Below are 14,703 nucleotides of genomic sequence, written 5' to 3'. Positions count from 1 at the left end.
CCTCCTTGGATCGGGTCACGAGACGAGCAGGTCGACGTACGGTCCGAACTCGCTGGCCAGCGTCAGTCGGCCCAGTTTCTGGTACTCGCGCTGGACGGCATGGATCAACTGGCGCATGGTCAGCGGGGATCCGGCCTCGGCGGTGAGGTAGGCGGCGGTGACCGCGATGGAGCGGATGTTGCCGCCGGCGAGTTCGAAGGAGTCGGCGCAGAAGGGGAGATCGAGGTCGTCGGTGCCGGGCAGGAGAGGGGCCAGGCAACGGTGCCAGAGCGCCAGGCGCTGGACGGGGTCGGGGACGGGGAAGTCGATGACCAGGTCCAGGCGGCGGGTGAAGGCGTCGTCGAGGTTGGCGCGGAGGTTGGTGGCGAGCACGGCCAGGCCGTCGAAGGACTCCATGCGTTGCAGCAGGTAGGCGCTCTCGACGTTGGCGTAGCGGTCGTGGGCGTCCTTGACCTCGGAGCGCTTGCCGAAGATCGCGTCGGCCTCGTCGAAGAGGAGGACGCCGTTGACCCCGGCCGCCTCGGAGAAGATGCGCTCGAGGTTCTTCTCCGTCTCGCCGACGTACTTGTCGATGACCGTGGACAGGTCGACGGTGTAGAGGTCCAGGCCGAGATCGGCGGCGATGACCTCGGCGGACATGGTCTTCCCGGTGCCGGAGTCGCCCGCGAACAGCGCGACGACGCCCCGGCCGCGGGCGCCGCCGGGGCGCATCCCCCATTCGCCGAGGACGCGGTCGCGGTGGCGGGCGCGGGCGGTGAGTTCCTTGAGCTGGGTGAGGGGGTCGGGGGGCAGGACGAGGTCGTCCCAGCCGACGGCCGGTTCGATGCGGCGGGCGAGCAGGTCGAGTCCGGCGGAGTTCTGGGCCCGGGCGCCGCGGCGGATGTGCTCGGGGCGCAGTCCGGCACCGTCCAGGACCGTGTTCTGGGCGGCGCTGCGGGCTGCCCGGGTGATCTGTTCGGGGGTGAGCAGGAAGGGGGCCAACAGGTCCGGGACGTCGATGTCGTCGGGTACGGCGAGCCCGTACGCCTCCTGCCACAGCGCAGCTCGCGCGGTGGGCTCGACGCGCGGGGCGCGCAGCAGCAGCGGGGGCCGGGTGGACCAGGCGGCGTCCCACGGGGTGCGGCCGACGAGGACGACGGGGACGGGGACGTCCGTCAACTGCCGCAGCAGCGCGGCCCGTTCGCGGTCGCGGTCCAGGGCGTCGACCGGGGCGCAGACCAGGCCGGCGCCGGTCAGCCGGGCCTCGCGTACGGCGGTGCGCACGGCCTCCGCCGGGGCCGGGTCGCGGGCGAGGCGGGCCAGGTCCAGGGCGAGGGCGGGACGCCCGGCCCCGGCGAGAGCGGTCGCGGCGAGGGCCGGGCCCGCGCCGCCCTGGTCCTCGCGCAGGTAGGCCAGGTGGATCTCGGCCGCCAGGGCCCGGGCCAGCGGGGCGGCGTCGCCCGCGCCGGGCACGGGCCGGGCCGGGGTCAGCAGGTCGGCGACCCGGGGGTCGGGGGTGTCGTCGCCGAGCAGATGTGCGGTGACCCGGTCCGGCACCCGCAGGGCGCGTCCGAGGAAGGGGCGGTCCGGGTCCTCGACGAGCAGCAGATCGCCGGAGGGCAGGGGCGCGCCGGCGCCGAGGCGGGCGCGGGCGGAGGCGTCGGCCGGGGACAGTCCGCACAGCTCCAGAGCCAGGCCGATGGAGGGGCGGCGCCGGGTGACGTCGTCGTTGAGATAGCCGTAGAAGGACTCGAACCGGGCGTCCAGGTCGGGCAGGAGGGCGATGAGCAGGATCTCGACGTCGAGGTCGGTCAGGCCCAGTGCGGTCGTGAGCCGGCGCAGGCTGGTGGGCGGCTCTGCGGTGTCGGCCCGTGTCTCGGTCTCGGCGTGCCGGGTGGCGTCCGTGCGGTCGGGGGCGGCGGGCAGGTGGGGCGTGCGCAGCAGGCGGTCCACGGCCTCGTCGGTGAGGTAGAGGCCCCGGAAGGCGTCGTCGGGGTTGGGGTCGGTCTGTCTGCGGGCGGCGACGGCGCGGCGTACCCGCTCCTCGACGAGGACCACCCGGTCCAGCAGGTGGCGAAGGCTGGGGTTCTCGGCGATGGGAGGCTCCTCGCTCCGCTCGGTGGGTGCGGGTGGGGTGGCGTGGGCCGGGCGTGACCGGCCGCGCGGGTCCGCGCGCCCCTCACGGGGCACGGTGGCGCGCCTGTCCCGGGCAGGACCGCGGGTACGGCGCCGACGAGCCCGCGCCGGATGCCGGCGCGGGCTCCCGCCGCCGGGGCACCCGGCAGCCCGTGCTCATCGACGGGCCCGGCTCACTCACGGACGCGCCGGGACAGCGCCGGCCGCGGGCGACGCGCCGGGTCGTCCGCCCCGCCGGTCCCCCGCGCTCCGGCGGGCTCCCGGCCGGTGTTCCCGGTGTTCCGGGTGTTCTCCACCCCGAGCCGCAGGCCGCCCTCCTCGGTGACCGGCGGCCCCGCCGCGACGGCCCCCGTGCCGACCAGGGGCACGCTGACCACGAGGTCGAGGGAGGGTTTCAGCTCGCCGCCGAGCGCGCTCCACACATCCGCGAACGAGCGGTCCTCGGGGGGCGGCAGCGCGATCGTCATCGGCACCGGCAGCGGAAGCTCGGCCAGCGAGCCGGTCAGGTGCCGGGTGGGCATGGCGTCGCTGCCCATCAGGCACAGCAGGAGGGAGGACAGCAGGCGGTGTTCGTCCTCGGGGCGCCGGGTCCAGGCGGTGATCAGGTAGGACAGCTTGAAGTACCGGGGCGGGCGGTGCCGGGCGACGACGGTGCCGCGCTCGTCGTACTCGTTGGACAGGCCGCGGGAGCGGCGGCGCATGTCCTCCCGGATGTCGTAGAGGTACAGATTGACGGTGGGGGCGTTGACCTTGGCCGCCCACTCCCGGGTGGGTGCGTCGAACATGACGCTGATCTGTGTGCCGCCCAGGGCGTCGTTGCGGACGAGGGCGCGCAGTGCTTCGTCGACCTCGTGGATCACGGTTCCACCTCCGTCCTGGTCGTCCGCGTCGTCCTCGTCATCCGCGGCCGATGAAGTCGGGCGGCTGGAGGCTGCGGGGCACGACGAGGACCTTCGCGCCGACCGGGTCGTAGCCGGGCCCTGTCGCCCGCAGCAGCCGTGATCCGGTCCGGTCCTTGCGCAGGACGAGGACCTGGGTGCGGAACGTCCCGTCGGCGTCCACCCGCACCGGGACCGTCGCGGCGGTGATGCCCGCGTTCCACTTCAGCTGTACGAGGGTTCCGGCCGGGAAGTCACGGCCCTCGGCGAGGACGACGTCGCCGAGCCGGGCGACGACGGGCCCGACGGTCAGCACCGGCTGCAGGACGCGGATCGGGACCGTGTCGGTGTTGTTGCCCGGGAACGGGTCGGTCGGTGTGCCGGCGACCCGGGCCGTCAGGGTGCCGGTGCCGGCCTTGTCGTACGACAGCCGGGTGGTGACCTCGATCCGGCCGCCGGCCGGCAGGGTGCAGGGACTGGCGGTGGTGCAGCGGTCCTGCGGTTTCACCACGGTGGCGGTGCCGGGGGGTACGGCGGTCAGGACGACGTTCGTCGCGTTGTCCGGTCCGGCGTTGGTGAGGGTGAACGTCGCCGTGAGGGTGCCTCCGGTGAAGGCGGGCTGCGGGTCGACGGCGGCGGTCACGGCGAGGTCGGCGGCGGGCGGGACGGGGCCCGGCGGCATCAGGGTGACGGTCACGACGGCGGTGTCGCGGCCGATGTTGCCCGCCTTGTCGGTCGCCGTGCAGGTGACGGTGGTCTTCCCGATCGGGAAGCGCGTCCCGGAGGGCGGGGTGCAGCTGGTGGGGAGGGTGCCGTCGACGACGTCCTGGGCGGTGGCGGTGTAGCGGACGGGGATGCCGCTCGGGCTGATGGTGCGGACGGTCCGGTCGTCCACCCGGACGACGGGCGGAGCGTTGTCGATCACGGTGAAGACGGCCGTGTCGGTGCCGGTGTTGCCGGCGGCGTCGGTCGCGGTGCAGGTCACGGTGGTCTTCCCGATCGGGAAGGTGGAACCGGTCGGGGGTGTGCAGGTGACGGCCAGGGGCCCGTCGACCAGGTCCTGGGCCGTGGCGGTGTAGTCGATCAGGGCGCCGTCGGGCCCGGTGGCCGCCTCGGTGCGGTCGGTCACGGTGACCACGGGCGGGGTCGTGTCCACCACGGTGATCACGGCGGTGTCGGTGCCGGTGTTCTCACGGGAGTCCGTCGACGTGCAGGTCACCGTGGTGGGGCCGAGCGGGAAGACGGAGCCGGAGGGCGGGGCGCAGGTGACCGTCGTCGGTCCGTCCACGGTGTCGACCGCGGTGGCGGGGTACTCCACCGTCGCGCCGTCGGGCCCGGTGGCCTCCACCGTGCGGTCGTCGACCGTCACGATGGGCGCGGTCGTGTCGACCACGGTGACGACGGCGGTGCCCGTGCCGGTGTTCCCGTGGGAGTCCGTCGACGTGCAGGTCACCTTGGTCTCCCCGATCGGGAACACCGAACCCGACGGCGGGACACAGGTCACCGGTACCGTCCCGTCGACCGTGTCCCGCGCCGACGCGGGGTACTCCACGACCGCGCCGTCGGGGCCGGTCGCCTGCGCGGTGCGGTCCTCGACGGTGACGACGGGGCCGGTCGAGTCGACCACGGTGATCACGGCCGTGTCCCGGCCGGTGTGGCCCGTCTTGTCGGTCGCCGTGCAGGTGACCGTCGTCCGCCCGATGGGGAAGCGTGTCCCGGAGGGCGGCTCGCAGAAGACCGGGACGTCGCCGTCGACGTTGTCGTGCGCGGTGGCCGGGTAGTCGACGACCGCGCCGTCCGGGCCGGTGGCCTCGACCGTACGGTCCTCGACGGTCACCGCCGGAGGGGTCACGTCGTTGACGGTGATACGGATCTGCTCCCGGTAGGCCGGGTCTGCCGCCGGGCCGAGGGTGAACTGGACCGTGCAGTTCAGCGTGGTGCCCTGGGGTGCGTCCGGGGACACGGTGATGCGCTCGCCGAAGGAGGCGGTCTGGCCGCTGATCACCTGGGTGCTCGCCGGGGACAGGGAGACGTCCAGCGAGCGGTCGCAGTCGACGAGCTGGTGGCCGACGGAGACCGGGAGGTTCTTCAGGCCCTGGACGATGGCGTTCGACACCTGGGTCGGGTCGACGCCCTGGAGGTACGTACCGCCGGTGGCCCGGGTGACGCGGGTGGCCTGGCCGTTCTCGTAGTCGCCGCCGTCGGGCCGCTGGCCGTCGAGTCCGTCGCTGTAGCTGTCCACGTCGACGGCGAGCACCTTCACGCCGTGGCTCTGGAGCGTACTGATGATCTCGGTGAAGCCGTGCCCGTTGCTGGGGTCGTGGCTGGAGGCGTCGCCGACCAGGACCACGATGGGGCTGGCGCCGTCCCGGAACGTGTTCCGGCCGTCGGCCCCGGTCGCCACCTCGAAGAGCGCGTTCCCCCAGTCCTCCGGGGTGTCTCCGCCGCCGGCAGCGGTCAAGGCGTCCACGCCGCGCTTGATGGCATCGCGGTCGGTGGTGAACGCCTGGTGCAGGAGGAAGAGCCGGGCCTGAGCGGCTTGGTCACCATAGCTGGCGACGGCGAACCGGGAATCGGGCTGCGCGCCGAAGACCTGGTCGACGATCTGGGACAGGTTCTGCCTCACGTTGACGATGGGTTCTTCCATGCTGCCGGTGTTGTCCACCAGCAGCACCACATCCGGCTTGGGCGGCACCGCCGGGGTCCGCACCTGCTTGTCCACGGTGATCGAGGCGCCGGGGTCCAGCGACTGCTGCACCAGCGGCGGGGTGACCGGGGTCGTCGCGGCCGCGGCCTCGGCCGGCGAGTAGGGCGGGTGCGCCATCGTCGGCGAGGACGGCGAGGACGACGGAGAGGACGAGGACGGCGAGGGCGACGGAGACGACGGGGGTGAGGAGGACGGCGAGGGGGAGGCGGACGAAGCCGTCGTCCGGGCCCGCGGCGCCGTGTCTCCGGTGCCGGCTCCTACCGCGCCGAACGCGAGGACCGCGGCCATCAGGCCCGCCCGCAGCCGGAACACCCGCACGACATCCCCTCCCAGGTCTACGTCTGTCCCACCGTCCCCGGTGCCGCTCCGCGACGGAGCGGCACATGGGACACCCGAGGGGGAAGCCCGGGCTGCCCCTCCGGGCAATCCCTTCCTCCCCCGGCTGCCGAGGCGGACCGCCCGCTCCGGGTCGGTCCCGTCGGATCAGCCCCTTCAGATCAGCCCCTGCCGGAGCGCGTAGGCGACGACATGGGAGCGGTTGCGCAGGTGCAGCCGGGTGACCAGCTCGTGCAGGATGTTCTTGATGGTCCGTTCGGAGTACGCGAGTTTCGAGGCGATGTCCCCGGTGTCGTAACCCTCGGCGACCAGTCGGACGACCTCGATCTCCCGGTCGGTGAGCCCGCTGAAGTTCAGTCCGCGCGGCGCCAGGACCTGGCTCTGCAACTGACCGACCTGCTCCAGCAGCCGGCCCAGCAGATCGGCGGGCACGCTTCCCTCTCCCCTGGCCACCGCGTTGATCACCTGTACCAGCCGCTCCGGCGTCGCCTCGGACCGGCGCAGGATGCCCGCCACTCCGCACTCTGCGGCACCGACCACCTGCTGGTCGTCGATGCGGGTGGCGATCAGCGCCATCCGGGCCGCGGTCGTCCGCCGGATGTGACGGAGGATCCGCAGCGACTCCTCGTCTATGGTCTCCACGACGACCACCACCACGGCGGCGGCCGTCTCCTCCCCCTCCTCCTGCAGCCGGATCTCCGGACGGGGCCGCAGCTGCGTGGCGACCCCCGCTCTGGAGATCGGGTCATCCGCGCGCAGGCTCACAACGATCCGGTCCACAACGGTCTCCCCCCTGGTCAAGCGCATCGCGGCGCGGCGAGCAGTATGCGGCAGGCGACTCCACGCGAAATCAACAAGGCATCAATGGGCACATCAGCTTCCCGAAAGTCTTCCTGAGAGGCCCGTGCAGGCCGCCGTCACCGGTCTTACCGTGCCGCTCATGACAACTGCGGCAAGCCTGGACACGACCGCTGTGACGGCCGAGCCCGGCGGGCGGATCGACGTTCCCCTTCAGGTACGCAACTCCGGCAGCACGGTGGAGGAGTACCGCTTCGAGGTCGTGGGCCCGGCGGCGGCCTGGGCGACCGTCGAACCGGCGAGCCTTTCGCTGTTCCCGGGCAGTACGGGCACCGCGGTCCTCGCGCTGAGCCCGCCCCGGAGCTCGGAGTCACTGGCCGGGGACGTCCCGTTCGGGGTGCGGGTGGTGCCCACCAGCGCCCCCGACACGACGGTGGTCCCCGAGGGCGTCCTCACGGTCCTGCCGTTCGCCTCGATCACCGGGGAGCTGGTGCCCCGCGGGTTCGACGGCGCCTGGCGCGGCAACACGGACGTGGCCGTCGACAACCACGGCAACACCCCGGTGACGGTGCAACTGACGGCCCAGAGCGACAGCTCCCGGGTGCGGCTGCGCTTCTCCCGGGAGACCGTCGAGCTGGCGCCGGGCGCGGCCGAACTGTCACGGCTCACCGTGCGTCCGGCACGGCGGCTGTGGCGCGGCACCCCCGTGGTGCATCCGTTCCAGGTGGTGGCGACGCCCATGGGCGACGTGCCGCACGAGTCGGTCGTCCTGGACGGCACCTACCAGCAGAACGCGATACTGCCGCGCTGGCTGCCACGCGCCCTGGTGGCGGCGGTGGCCGCGCTGGCGGCCCTGGCCGTCGTGTGGTTCGCCCTGCTGCGCCCGGTGGTGCGGTCCGCGGCGCGGGAGGAATCCCAGAAGCAGGTGGCCGCCGCGCTGTCGCCCAGCCCCGGGGCGTCCGGCGCCGCGAGCGGCGGTGGCTCGTCCGGTGCGTCGGCGGGCGCCGGCGGAAAGGGACAGGACGCGGCGGGTGGCGGCTCACCGAGCTCCGGCGCCGCGGCGGGATCGACGGCCGGGAGCACCGGCGGCGGTACGGGCGGAACCGGCGGCGGGGGCACCAGTGGCAGCGGGGGCGGGGGTACCGGGGATCCGCGCAGCGCTCAGGCCGAGGTCAAGGACTCGGTGGGCGGCGACCCCAAGGGCGGCACGGTGTTCACCGTCCCGGACGGCCAGGCGTTCGACCTGACGGACCTGGTGGCGCAGAACCCGCAGGGCGACTCCGGCACCGTCGTCATCGCCGCCGAGGACCGGACCCTGCTGCGGCTCGCGCTGCAGAACTTCCGCGACCAGGACTACCACTTCGTCACCCCGATCGTGGTGCCCGCCGGAGGGAAGATCACCATGACGGTGACCTGCACCGAGGTGGGAAAGCCGGTGGGCAGTCCGACACCGGCCCAGTGCGCCGAGTCGGTGCTGGTCGGCGGGACTCTGAGGGCGGCGCCCAGCCCCTCCCCCACCACGGCCTGAGCCGGGCGGAGGACGACGGGACCCACCGGCCGGTACGGCGCCCGGCCCACCGGCCGGTACGGGACCCGGGCAGGCGGGGCCGCGCCGCCCGGGACGGCGAACGGTACGGCCCCGGGCTCGGACGAGCCCGGGGCCGTACCGTTCACGCATCACCCGGCTCGTCCTCCTGCTGCTCCTCCTCGGCCCGTTGCACGAACATCCCCTGCACATCGGCGGGTTCCTCGTCCTGCTGCTCGGCCTCCCGCTGGACCGACGCGGACGGCCCGGGAACGGCCGCCGGCCCGTCCGTGGCCTGCGCGGCCGGAGCCGGGGCGGACATGACACGTTCGGCGTTCGCGCTGGCCTCCCGCTCGAACCGGTCCGAGGGATCGCTGACCCGGATCCCACCGGGCGCGGCGCTCCCGTCGACCGGGCCGCTGCGCTGCTGGATCACATGGGTCAGTTCATGGGCGAGCGTGGTACGCCCGGCCTGGGACGACGGGTCGTAGGCGTCCCGCTGGAAGACGACGTTGCTGCCGACGGTGTAGGCATGTGCTCCGACCGACTTCGCGGACTCGTGCGCCGCGTCGCCCGTGTGCACCCGCACGTCGGAGAAGTCCGCCCCGAGCCTCGCCTCCATGTCGGCGCGGACCTCGGTACCGAGAGCCTGTCCGGAGCCGGATCCGACGACGTCGTGCACGGGGGAACGCTGCGACGGGCCGTTTTCCTCGTCCTGCTCCCGCTGCAGCATGGCGCCCACCGCGCCGTTGCCGACGGCACGCTGCAAGGTGCCCATACCGGACGGGCCCAGGACATCGGGGCGGCCCGCGGCCGCCGCCTTGAACAGCCGCGAGTCGTCGGTCCGGGACTGCTCGTGGCCAGCGTGCCGGTGATCGTGGTCATGGTCGTGGTCGTGATCGTGTAGGTGATCGGGCATTCTCACTCCCTGGGACGGCTGGCGGCAGACCTCTCTCACCCTGACACTGCCTCAGCGCGTGGGCCGGGTACAGGCGTACGACTGTCCACGGGAGTGCAGCCATCGCTGCCCGATGAGGCAGACGCCGGCTCGGGTGACGGTGTGCCGGTCCGCCCCTTCGGACCCTGCCGGGATCCGCACCTGTCGGGCTGCGCATCCTTCCACGGCCATGCCCGCCACCTGCCCGCCTGACCGCTTCCGCCGAACGGGCCCGGGACGAACCGCGCCCAGGTGGCGTCGGCGAGCGCGCAGGGGTGCGCAGATTCCCGGCGTACCGCGTGAATCCCTCTACTCCCGTGAGTCTTCCCAACGGAAGGATCCAAGAGGCGACCCTTCCCTCCACCGGCCCGATGTCTCCGGCGCTTCGGGGTCGCCGTCCCCCTGCCGTCGGCGGATCAGATGCCCGATGGTGACGATCGCACCGAGCAACAGTCCGACCAGGCAGACCAGGCCGACCGCGAGTCCGGCGATGCCCAGCAGTCCGTACCCCGTCAGGGCCGCCATGATGTCCATCAGATTCATGCATCCACAGGCCGGCATGACGACATGGTCCCAGCTCACGGCCCGACCGTGACGGTGCGTGGCCCATCCGTGTCCCGGACATGCCCATTCCGCAACAGGGCAGCCTGACCGGACGTCGGCGGCTTCGGTTTCAGTGGGCGCACCTGCACGACGTCCGCCCGGAAAGGCTGCCCACGGGGGCGGCGGTTACCTCCGGGCGGGACAAGTGCGGCACGCCCCGTCTGTCGGCCGACGGTCCCGCCCCGGTAACCTCGTGCGGGGAGACGTCAGATGCCATCGGGTGCCACTCCGAGGAGGCGATGGTGTTCGGAAACGGCACGCGGTGGCTCGCGGGCTCGATGACCGTGGCCTGCGTGGTACTCGTCGGCCCCAGCGCGCCCAGCGGTGCCCCGATCGCCGGGCCGCTGCCCGCCGGTGCCACCGGAGATGTCGTACCGAACCGGGTCATGACGTGGAACCTCTGCAACCCCTGTGCTCAGAGCGACGTCGACCGGGCGGCGGAGATCGCCGCGTACGCACCCCAGGTCGTCGCCCTGCAGGAAGCGTGCGTACGTGACGTCGAGCGGATCCGGGGCTATCTGGAGAGCTTGTACGGGCTGGTCTACCACGTCGAGTACGGCACGGTTCTTCGCAGTTGGGGCCGCTGCGGCGGAGCACCATGGAGTCCGGGAGCCTTCGGCCAGGCGGTCCTCTCGGCGGCGCCGATGACGGACCGGGTGAGCGTGGAATACCCCGATGGAGGATCCGAGGACCGCGGGTACATGGCCGTCAGCACCGTGGTGGGCGGCAGGTCCGTCCGGGTCTTCGCCACGCACCTCGCCCAGCGGCGCCAGGAGGGGGTCCGGGCGGACCAGAGCCGCTTGCTCGCCGCAGAGATCGCCCGGTACGACCGCGCCATAGTCCTCGGCGACTTCAACGCCGTGCCGGACGCTCCCGAACTCGCTCCCCTGTGGGCGCTGGCCGCGGACGCGGACCCTCGGTGCCGGCCCGCGTCAGGAGGTGTCTGCAGGCCGACCACCGACTGGCAGAGCAAGTTCGACTACATCTTCCTGCGTGGCGTCGTCCCGCTCGAGCAAGGTACGCATCCCAGTCCGTACTCGGATCACCACCTCGTGTACAGCGACGTCGGCCCCCTCCCGAACGACCCGCCGCAGACCTCACCCGACGAGGCGTCAGAAGCCGCCGTACGAAACGGACTTCACCAGTGAACAGATCCTCGTAGTGTGACAGTTCTCACCGGAGGACTTGGACAGCCCTCTCCAGATGTGGGGCAGGCAGGTCTCGGAGTAGCTGTCGAGAAGACGGGAGCCGCCTTCCCCGGCCTGGCGGATGACGGCGCGGGCGAAGACCTCGGCGTCGTGCAGAGCCAGGTGGATGCCCTTGGCGCTCATCGGCGGAACGATGTGGGCGGCGTCTCCGAGCAGGTAGAGCCGGCCGTGGCTCATCGGGTCGAACACCACGCTGCGGGGCGGCACGATCTGCTTGCTGATGACCTCGCCGCTCGCGACAGGACAGCCGAAGCGGGCCTCCAGTTCGCTCCAGATGCGCTTGTCCGGCCACTGTTCGGGGGTGTCGATCGTGACGGTCGTGCCGTCGGCGGAGCGGTGGCGCACGGCCGGGCGCTGACCGGTGATGTCCTGCGGGGTGACGTCGGCGGCCTCGTAGCGGAGGTCGCCGCCGTCGCGCAGGAAGGTGTCCGTGAGGTTGCGGACGAGGACCGGGCTCGGGCAGGTGCAGGGACGTCTCCGCGGTGTCGGCGAGCTCGTCCACGATCACGGTCAGCAGCCGCCGGTGCGCCCCGGGCCGCCTTTCCGGCCGGTCGGTCAGCGCCAGGAGCGTCTCGCGCAGCAGGGGGCTGACCGCGAAGACGCTGGGGTGCTGCACGAACTCGCCGCACAGGTCGAGAGGTACGGTCACGAGGCGCACGTCGGTGTGCCCGTGGAAGCGGTGGGAGTGGGCGAAGCGCGGCGGTGTCCAGGTGACACGATCGGCGGGGGCGACCCAGGTTCCCCGCTCGGTCGCGGTGGCCAGCGCGCCGGCGGCGGCGTACACGAGCTGCCCGTGCAGGTGCGAGTGGGGGGCGAGCTGGAAGCCGTGGGGCGGCCAGGCCCCTCCCTGGAGAATCGGCTCTTCCGGTCCGGTGGAGGCGGCCGAAGTGTGGCTGGCTGAAGACATCAGGCGTCAGGCTACCGATGATCAAGGTCCCGGCGGCAGGTCGGCATCGGTCTCTTCCGGGTCCTTCGGCGGCTTCTGTCACCCGCACCAGCGGTGCCATGATGATCGCCATCGGCGCCTTCCTGTCGGTGGAACGCCTGGCCGGCTGAGGAACCCGTCCCGTTTCACCCGACACGGATCCGAGGGAGAACACGCACGTGGCAGACCGGATGGAGCAGGAACAGGCAAGCCCCGCGGTGCAGAAGCGCGTCCAGGACAGCTTCGACAGGCAGGGCCTGATGTCCCACCTCGGCGCGCGGATCACTCACATCGGGCCCGGCCGCGTACACATCGTGCTCCCGGCCCGCCCCGAGGTGACCCAGCAGCACGGTTACGTCCATGCCGGCGCCACCAGCGCCATCGCGGACAGCGCCGGCGGCTACGCCGGGCTCACCCTGTTCGACGAGGACTCCGGTGTCCTCACCGTCGAGTACAAGATCAATCTCATCGCGCCCGCCGCGGGTGACCACCTGGAGGCGATCGGGACGGTCCTGAAGTCCGGACGTACGCTGACTGTCTGCCAGTTGGAGGTGTACGGCGTCCAGGCCGACGGCGCCCGCAAGCTCGTCGCCAACGGCCAGCAGACGCTGATCCGCCTGCACGAGCCCGCCGAATGAGCCGCCGGTCGACCGTTTTGGCCCTGCCGTCCTGGCCGACTCGGTAGCAGCGTCCCCTCCTCGACGCCGACACCCTCCTGCTGCCCGGACGGCAACCAGCCCTGATCGACAGCGGGTTCGTCGGGCACGTGTGTGCAGCCCGCAGCTCTCAGGGCGTCACGCAGGGCGTGATCCCGCTCGGACGTGCCGTCCCCGGAACAGCACGAGGACAGCTGGGATTCGAACCGCTTGACGCACTCGCGCCGCACGCCGAAGGACACGACCGGCGCGCGAGGGAACTCACTCGGGGCGAGCGGCGAAGGAGTGGTGAAAGCCCAAGCCTTCGAAGCATGTTCCCTTGAACGAGAGGAGCCCCGATGACCGTGGAGCCAGGCGTCCGCACGGGGGCGGAGAGCGATGCCTCGGTGATCGCGCGGTCCCGGGACGAGCCCGAAGCGTTCGCCGTGCTCTTCGACCGGTACGCGGACGAGGTGCATCGCTATCTGGCCCGCAGGCTCGGTGACGAGCCGGCCGACGACCTCATGGCAGAGACCTTCACCACCGCCTTCCAGCAGCGGCACCGGTACGACCCCTCGCGGGCCACGGGGGACGGCGCCCGGCCCTGGCTGTTCGGTATAGCGACCAACCTGGTCGGCAGACACCGACGGGCCGAGGGCCGCCGTTTCAAAGCCATGGCCCGCGTCCCGGCTCCGGCCGATCACGAGGAGCCGCTGGCCGACCGTGCCGCGTCCCGGGTGGGGGCACAGGCCGTACGCCGCGAGCTGGCCGCGGGACTGGCCGCGCTGTCCGCACGGCACCGGGACGTGCTGCTGCTGGTGGCGTGGGGCGGTCTCGGCTACGAGGAGGTGGCCCAGGCCCTCGATGTCCCCATCGGCACCGTCAGATCACGGTTGCACCGGGCCCGCGGCAAGCTGCGCGAAGCGCTGGGCGGATCCGACCCGACGACACTGCGAGAGGTACCCGGCCATGACTGACGAACTCGAACTCCTGCGGGACTGGGACACGGACGCCGCCCCGCTCACCGACCCGGCCCGAGCGGAGGCCCGCCACCGGCTGCTCAACACGATCGCGCGCGCGCAGCAGCACCCCGCCGCGGTCCTCGGCCGACGTCACGCGCTCCGGCTCGCGACCGCCGCGGTGGTCGCCGTGGCGGTCACGGGAACGGCGGTACTGATCACCGAGCGCGGAGGCGACAGGGGCGATCGCTCCGACCGCGTATCGGGCACGGCGACCCCGAGGATGAGCAACGTCAGCGCCGTGACCGTCCTGAACGGGGCGGCAGCGCAGACCGGCAGGCACGAGAACCCCGTGGCACCGCGCGCCGACCAGTTCATCTACTCGAAGCGGGTCATCGAGGAGACGGAACGCGGGACCGGCGCGGTCAGGACCTACGAGGACGTGAACTGGGACTCGGTGGACGGTTCCAAGCGCTCCTTGACCATGGAACTCGGCCGGGTGATCTGGGAGGAGCCCTTGAAGAAGGGCGAGGGCGTGTGGCCGCCCCGGAAGTGGAGCGAGCTGAAGCAACTGCCCACCGACCCGGAGAAACTCATTCCGGTCATCACCGACCTCGGATCGTCCAGCAGGTCGACGAGCGACTTCACCGAAATGGACTGGTTCGACGCCTACTTCATGCTCGGTGAGCTCCTGAAGTGGCCGGTGCTGCCCCAGGGGCTGCGTCCCGCCGCGTACAAGGCGCTGGCCCTGGTGCCCGGTGTCGAGGCGATCCCGGGGGTGAAGGACTCCGCCGGGCGCACCGGGGTGGGGATCGCCTGTCCCGAAAGTCCGCTCGCGGAGGGCAAGTACCTCATCTTCGACCCGGCATCCTATGAATTCCTGGGATTCCGTGACGAACGGACCTCGGCGTCCGGCGACAAGACGTACATCCAGCTGTCACACGTGGTGGAGTGGGCGATCGTCGACCGGCTGAAGGAGCGCCCCTAGTGTTCCGAGTCGGGAATTCTGTTCAGATATGAGGCGAGGCGTTCGAGGATCTCGTCCGCAGTCTTCGTCCAGACGTAGGGCTTGGGGTC

The 14,703-nt window shown here is 72.2% G+C and carries 11 protein-coding genes and 2 pseudogenes; 5 read left to right on the top strand and 8 right to left on the bottom strand.

What is annotated here, in order from left to right; translation table 11 throughout:
* Positions 1 to 15: 15 nt before the first annotated feature.
* The 4 genes from ACZ60B_RS33695 to ACZ60B_RS33680 all read right to left on the bottom strand — a co-directional run bounded on the left by ACZ60B_RS33695 (position 16) and on the right by ACZ60B_RS33680 (position 6,816).
* A complete protein-coding gene (locus tag ACZ60B_RS33695) occupies positions 16 to 2,076 on the bottom strand; it encodes an ATP-binding protein (RefSeq protein WP_469393917.1) in 2,061 nt (686 codons plus the stop codon).
* 212 nt (positions 2,077 to 2,288) lie between these two features.
* Positions 2,289 to 2,975 carry a Pvc16 family protein gene (locus tag ACZ60B_RS33690; protein ID WP_469393831.1) on the bottom strand — a complete coding sequence of 229 codons (687 nt, stop codon included), beginning with the start codon at positions 2,973 to 2,975 and terminating at the stop codon, positions 2,289 to 2,291.
* A 37-nt stretch (positions 2,976 to 3,012) separates the two neighbouring features.
* Positions 3,013 to 5,817: an HYR domain-containing protein gene (locus tag ACZ60B_RS33685; protein WP_469393829.1), complete on the bottom strand. Its 2,805-nt coding sequence runs from the start codon at positions 5,815 to 5,817 to the stop codon at positions 3,013 to 3,015.
* A gap of 375 nt (positions 5,818 to 6,192) precedes the next feature.
* Positions 6,193 to 6,816 (bottom strand): helix-turn-helix transcriptional regulator, encoded by a 624-nt coding sequence (locus ACZ60B_RS33680; protein WP_469393826.1) that lies wholly within the window; start codon positions 6,814 to 6,816, stop codon positions 6,193 to 6,195.
* A 160-nt stretch (positions 6,817 to 6,976) separates the two neighbouring features.
* Between ACZ60B_RS33680 and ACZ60B_RS33675 the strand changes: the two genes are divergently transcribed.
* A complete protein-coding gene (locus ACZ60B_RS33675; protein WP_469393825.1) occupies positions 6,977 to 8,362 on the top strand; it encodes a COG1470 family protein in 1,386 nt (461 codons plus the stop codon).
* 142 nt (positions 8,363 to 8,504) lie between these two features.
* Here ACZ60B_RS33675 and ACZ60B_RS33670 read toward each other — a convergent pair whose 3' ends face one another.
* Together ACZ60B_RS33670 and ACZ60B_RS33665 are read right to left on the bottom strand one after the other, a co-directional pair.
* Positions 8,505 to 9,278: an eCIS core domain-containing protein gene (locus ACZ60B_RS33670; protein WP_469393823.1), complete on the bottom strand. Its 774-nt coding sequence runs from the start codon at positions 9,276 to 9,278 to the stop codon at positions 8,505 to 8,507.
* A gap of 327 nt (positions 9,279 to 9,605) precedes the next feature.
* Positions 9,606 to 9,878 carry a hypothetical protein gene (locus ACZ60B_RS33665; protein WP_469393821.1) on the bottom strand — a complete coding sequence of 91 codons (273 nt, stop codon included), beginning with the start codon at positions 9,876 to 9,878 and terminating at the stop codon, positions 9,606 to 9,608.
* A 260-nt stretch (positions 9,879 to 10,138) separates the two neighbouring features.
* Here ACZ60B_RS33665 and ACZ60B_RS33660 point away from each other — a divergent pair, with 260 nt between their 5' ends.
* Positions 10,139 to 11,047, top strand: coding sequence for an endonuclease/exonuclease/phosphatase family protein (locus tag ACZ60B_RS33660; protein WP_469393819.1), 909 nt, complete (start codon positions 10,139 to 10,141; stop codon positions 11,045 to 11,047).
* Here the strand turns inward: ACZ60B_RS33660 and ACZ60B_RS33655 are convergent.
* A pseudogene (locus tag ACZ60B_RS33655) lies at positions 11,012 to 11,569 on the bottom strand (FAD-dependent monooxygenase); the annotation flags it as partial. The gene ACZ60B_RS33660 and the pseudogene ACZ60B_RS33655 sit on opposite strands and share 36 nt — an antisense overlap.
* Before the next feature lie 154 nt (positions 11,570 to 11,723).
* Positions 11,724 to 12,014 (bottom strand): annotated as a pseudogene (locus ACZ60B_RS33650) (AraC family ligand binding domain-containing protein); the annotation flags it as partial.
* Between the two features lie 209 nt (positions 12,015 to 12,223).
* On the opposite strand from ACZ60B_RS33650, the gene ACZ60B_RS33645 reads away from it, so the two are divergent.
* The 3 genes from ACZ60B_RS33645 to ACZ60B_RS33635 all read left to right on the top strand — a co-directional run bounded on the left by ACZ60B_RS33645 (position 12,224) and on the right by ACZ60B_RS33635 (position 14,614).
* Positions 12,224 to 12,670 carry a PaaI family thioesterase gene (locus ACZ60B_RS33645; protein WP_469393915.1) on the top strand — a complete coding sequence of 149 codons (447 nt, stop codon included), beginning with the start codon at positions 12,224 to 12,226 and terminating at the stop codon, positions 12,668 to 12,670.
* A gap of 356 nt (positions 12,671 to 13,026) precedes the next feature.
* The gene (locus tag ACZ60B_RS33640) at positions 13,027 to 13,644 is read left to right on the top strand and encodes an RNA polymerase sigma factor (RefSeq protein ID WP_469393817.1); all 618 of its coding nucleotides are present in this window, start codon (positions 13,027 to 13,029) and stop codon (positions 13,642 to 13,644) included.
* Positions 13,637 to 14,614: a CU044_5270 family protein gene (locus ACZ60B_RS33635; RefSeq protein ID WP_469393815.1), complete on the top strand. Its 978-nt coding sequence runs from the start codon at positions 13,637 to 13,639 to the stop codon at positions 14,612 to 14,614. The genes ACZ60B_RS33640 and ACZ60B_RS33635 overlap by 8 nt, the downstream gene beginning before the upstream one ends.
* Positions 14,615 to 14,703 lie beyond the last annotated feature (89 nt).

It is taken from the genome of Streptomyces sp. NPDC104096, from assembly GCF_055584385.1.
The sequence above is the reverse complement of the archived record's forward strand: the minus strand, read 5'-3'. Positions and strand labels throughout refer to the sequence as shown.

Bases quoted from the DNA above. Each gene is read 5' to 3' on its own strand.
- ACZ60B_RS33685 (WP_469393829.1), bottom strand. From the start codon at position 5,817: ATGGCGCACCCGCCCTACTCGCCGGCCGAGGCCGCGGCCGCGACGACC.
- ACZ60B_RS33675 (WP_469393825.1), top strand. From the start codon at position 6,977: ATGACAACTGCGGCAAGCCTGGACACGACCGCTGTGACGGCCGAGCCC.
- ACZ60B_RS33670 (WP_469393823.1), bottom strand. From the start codon at position 9,278: ATGCCCGATCACCTACACGATCACGACCACGACCATGACCACGATCAC.
- ACZ60B_RS33660 (WP_469393819.1), top strand. From the start codon at position 10,139: ATGGTGTTCGGAAACGGCACGCGGTGGCTCGCGGGCTCGATGACCGTG.
- ACZ60B_RS33645 (WP_469393915.1), top strand. From the start codon at position 12,224: ATGGAGCAGGAACAGGCAAGCCCCGCGGTGCAGAAGCGCGTCCAGGAC.
- ACZ60B_RS33640 (WP_469393817.1), top strand. From the start codon at position 13,027: ATGACCGTGGAGCCAGGCGTCCGCACGGGGGCGGAGAGCGATGCCTCG.
- ACZ60B_RS33635 (WP_469393815.1), top strand. From the start codon at position 13,637: ATGACTGACGAACTCGAACTCCTGCGGGACTGGGACACGGACGCCGCC.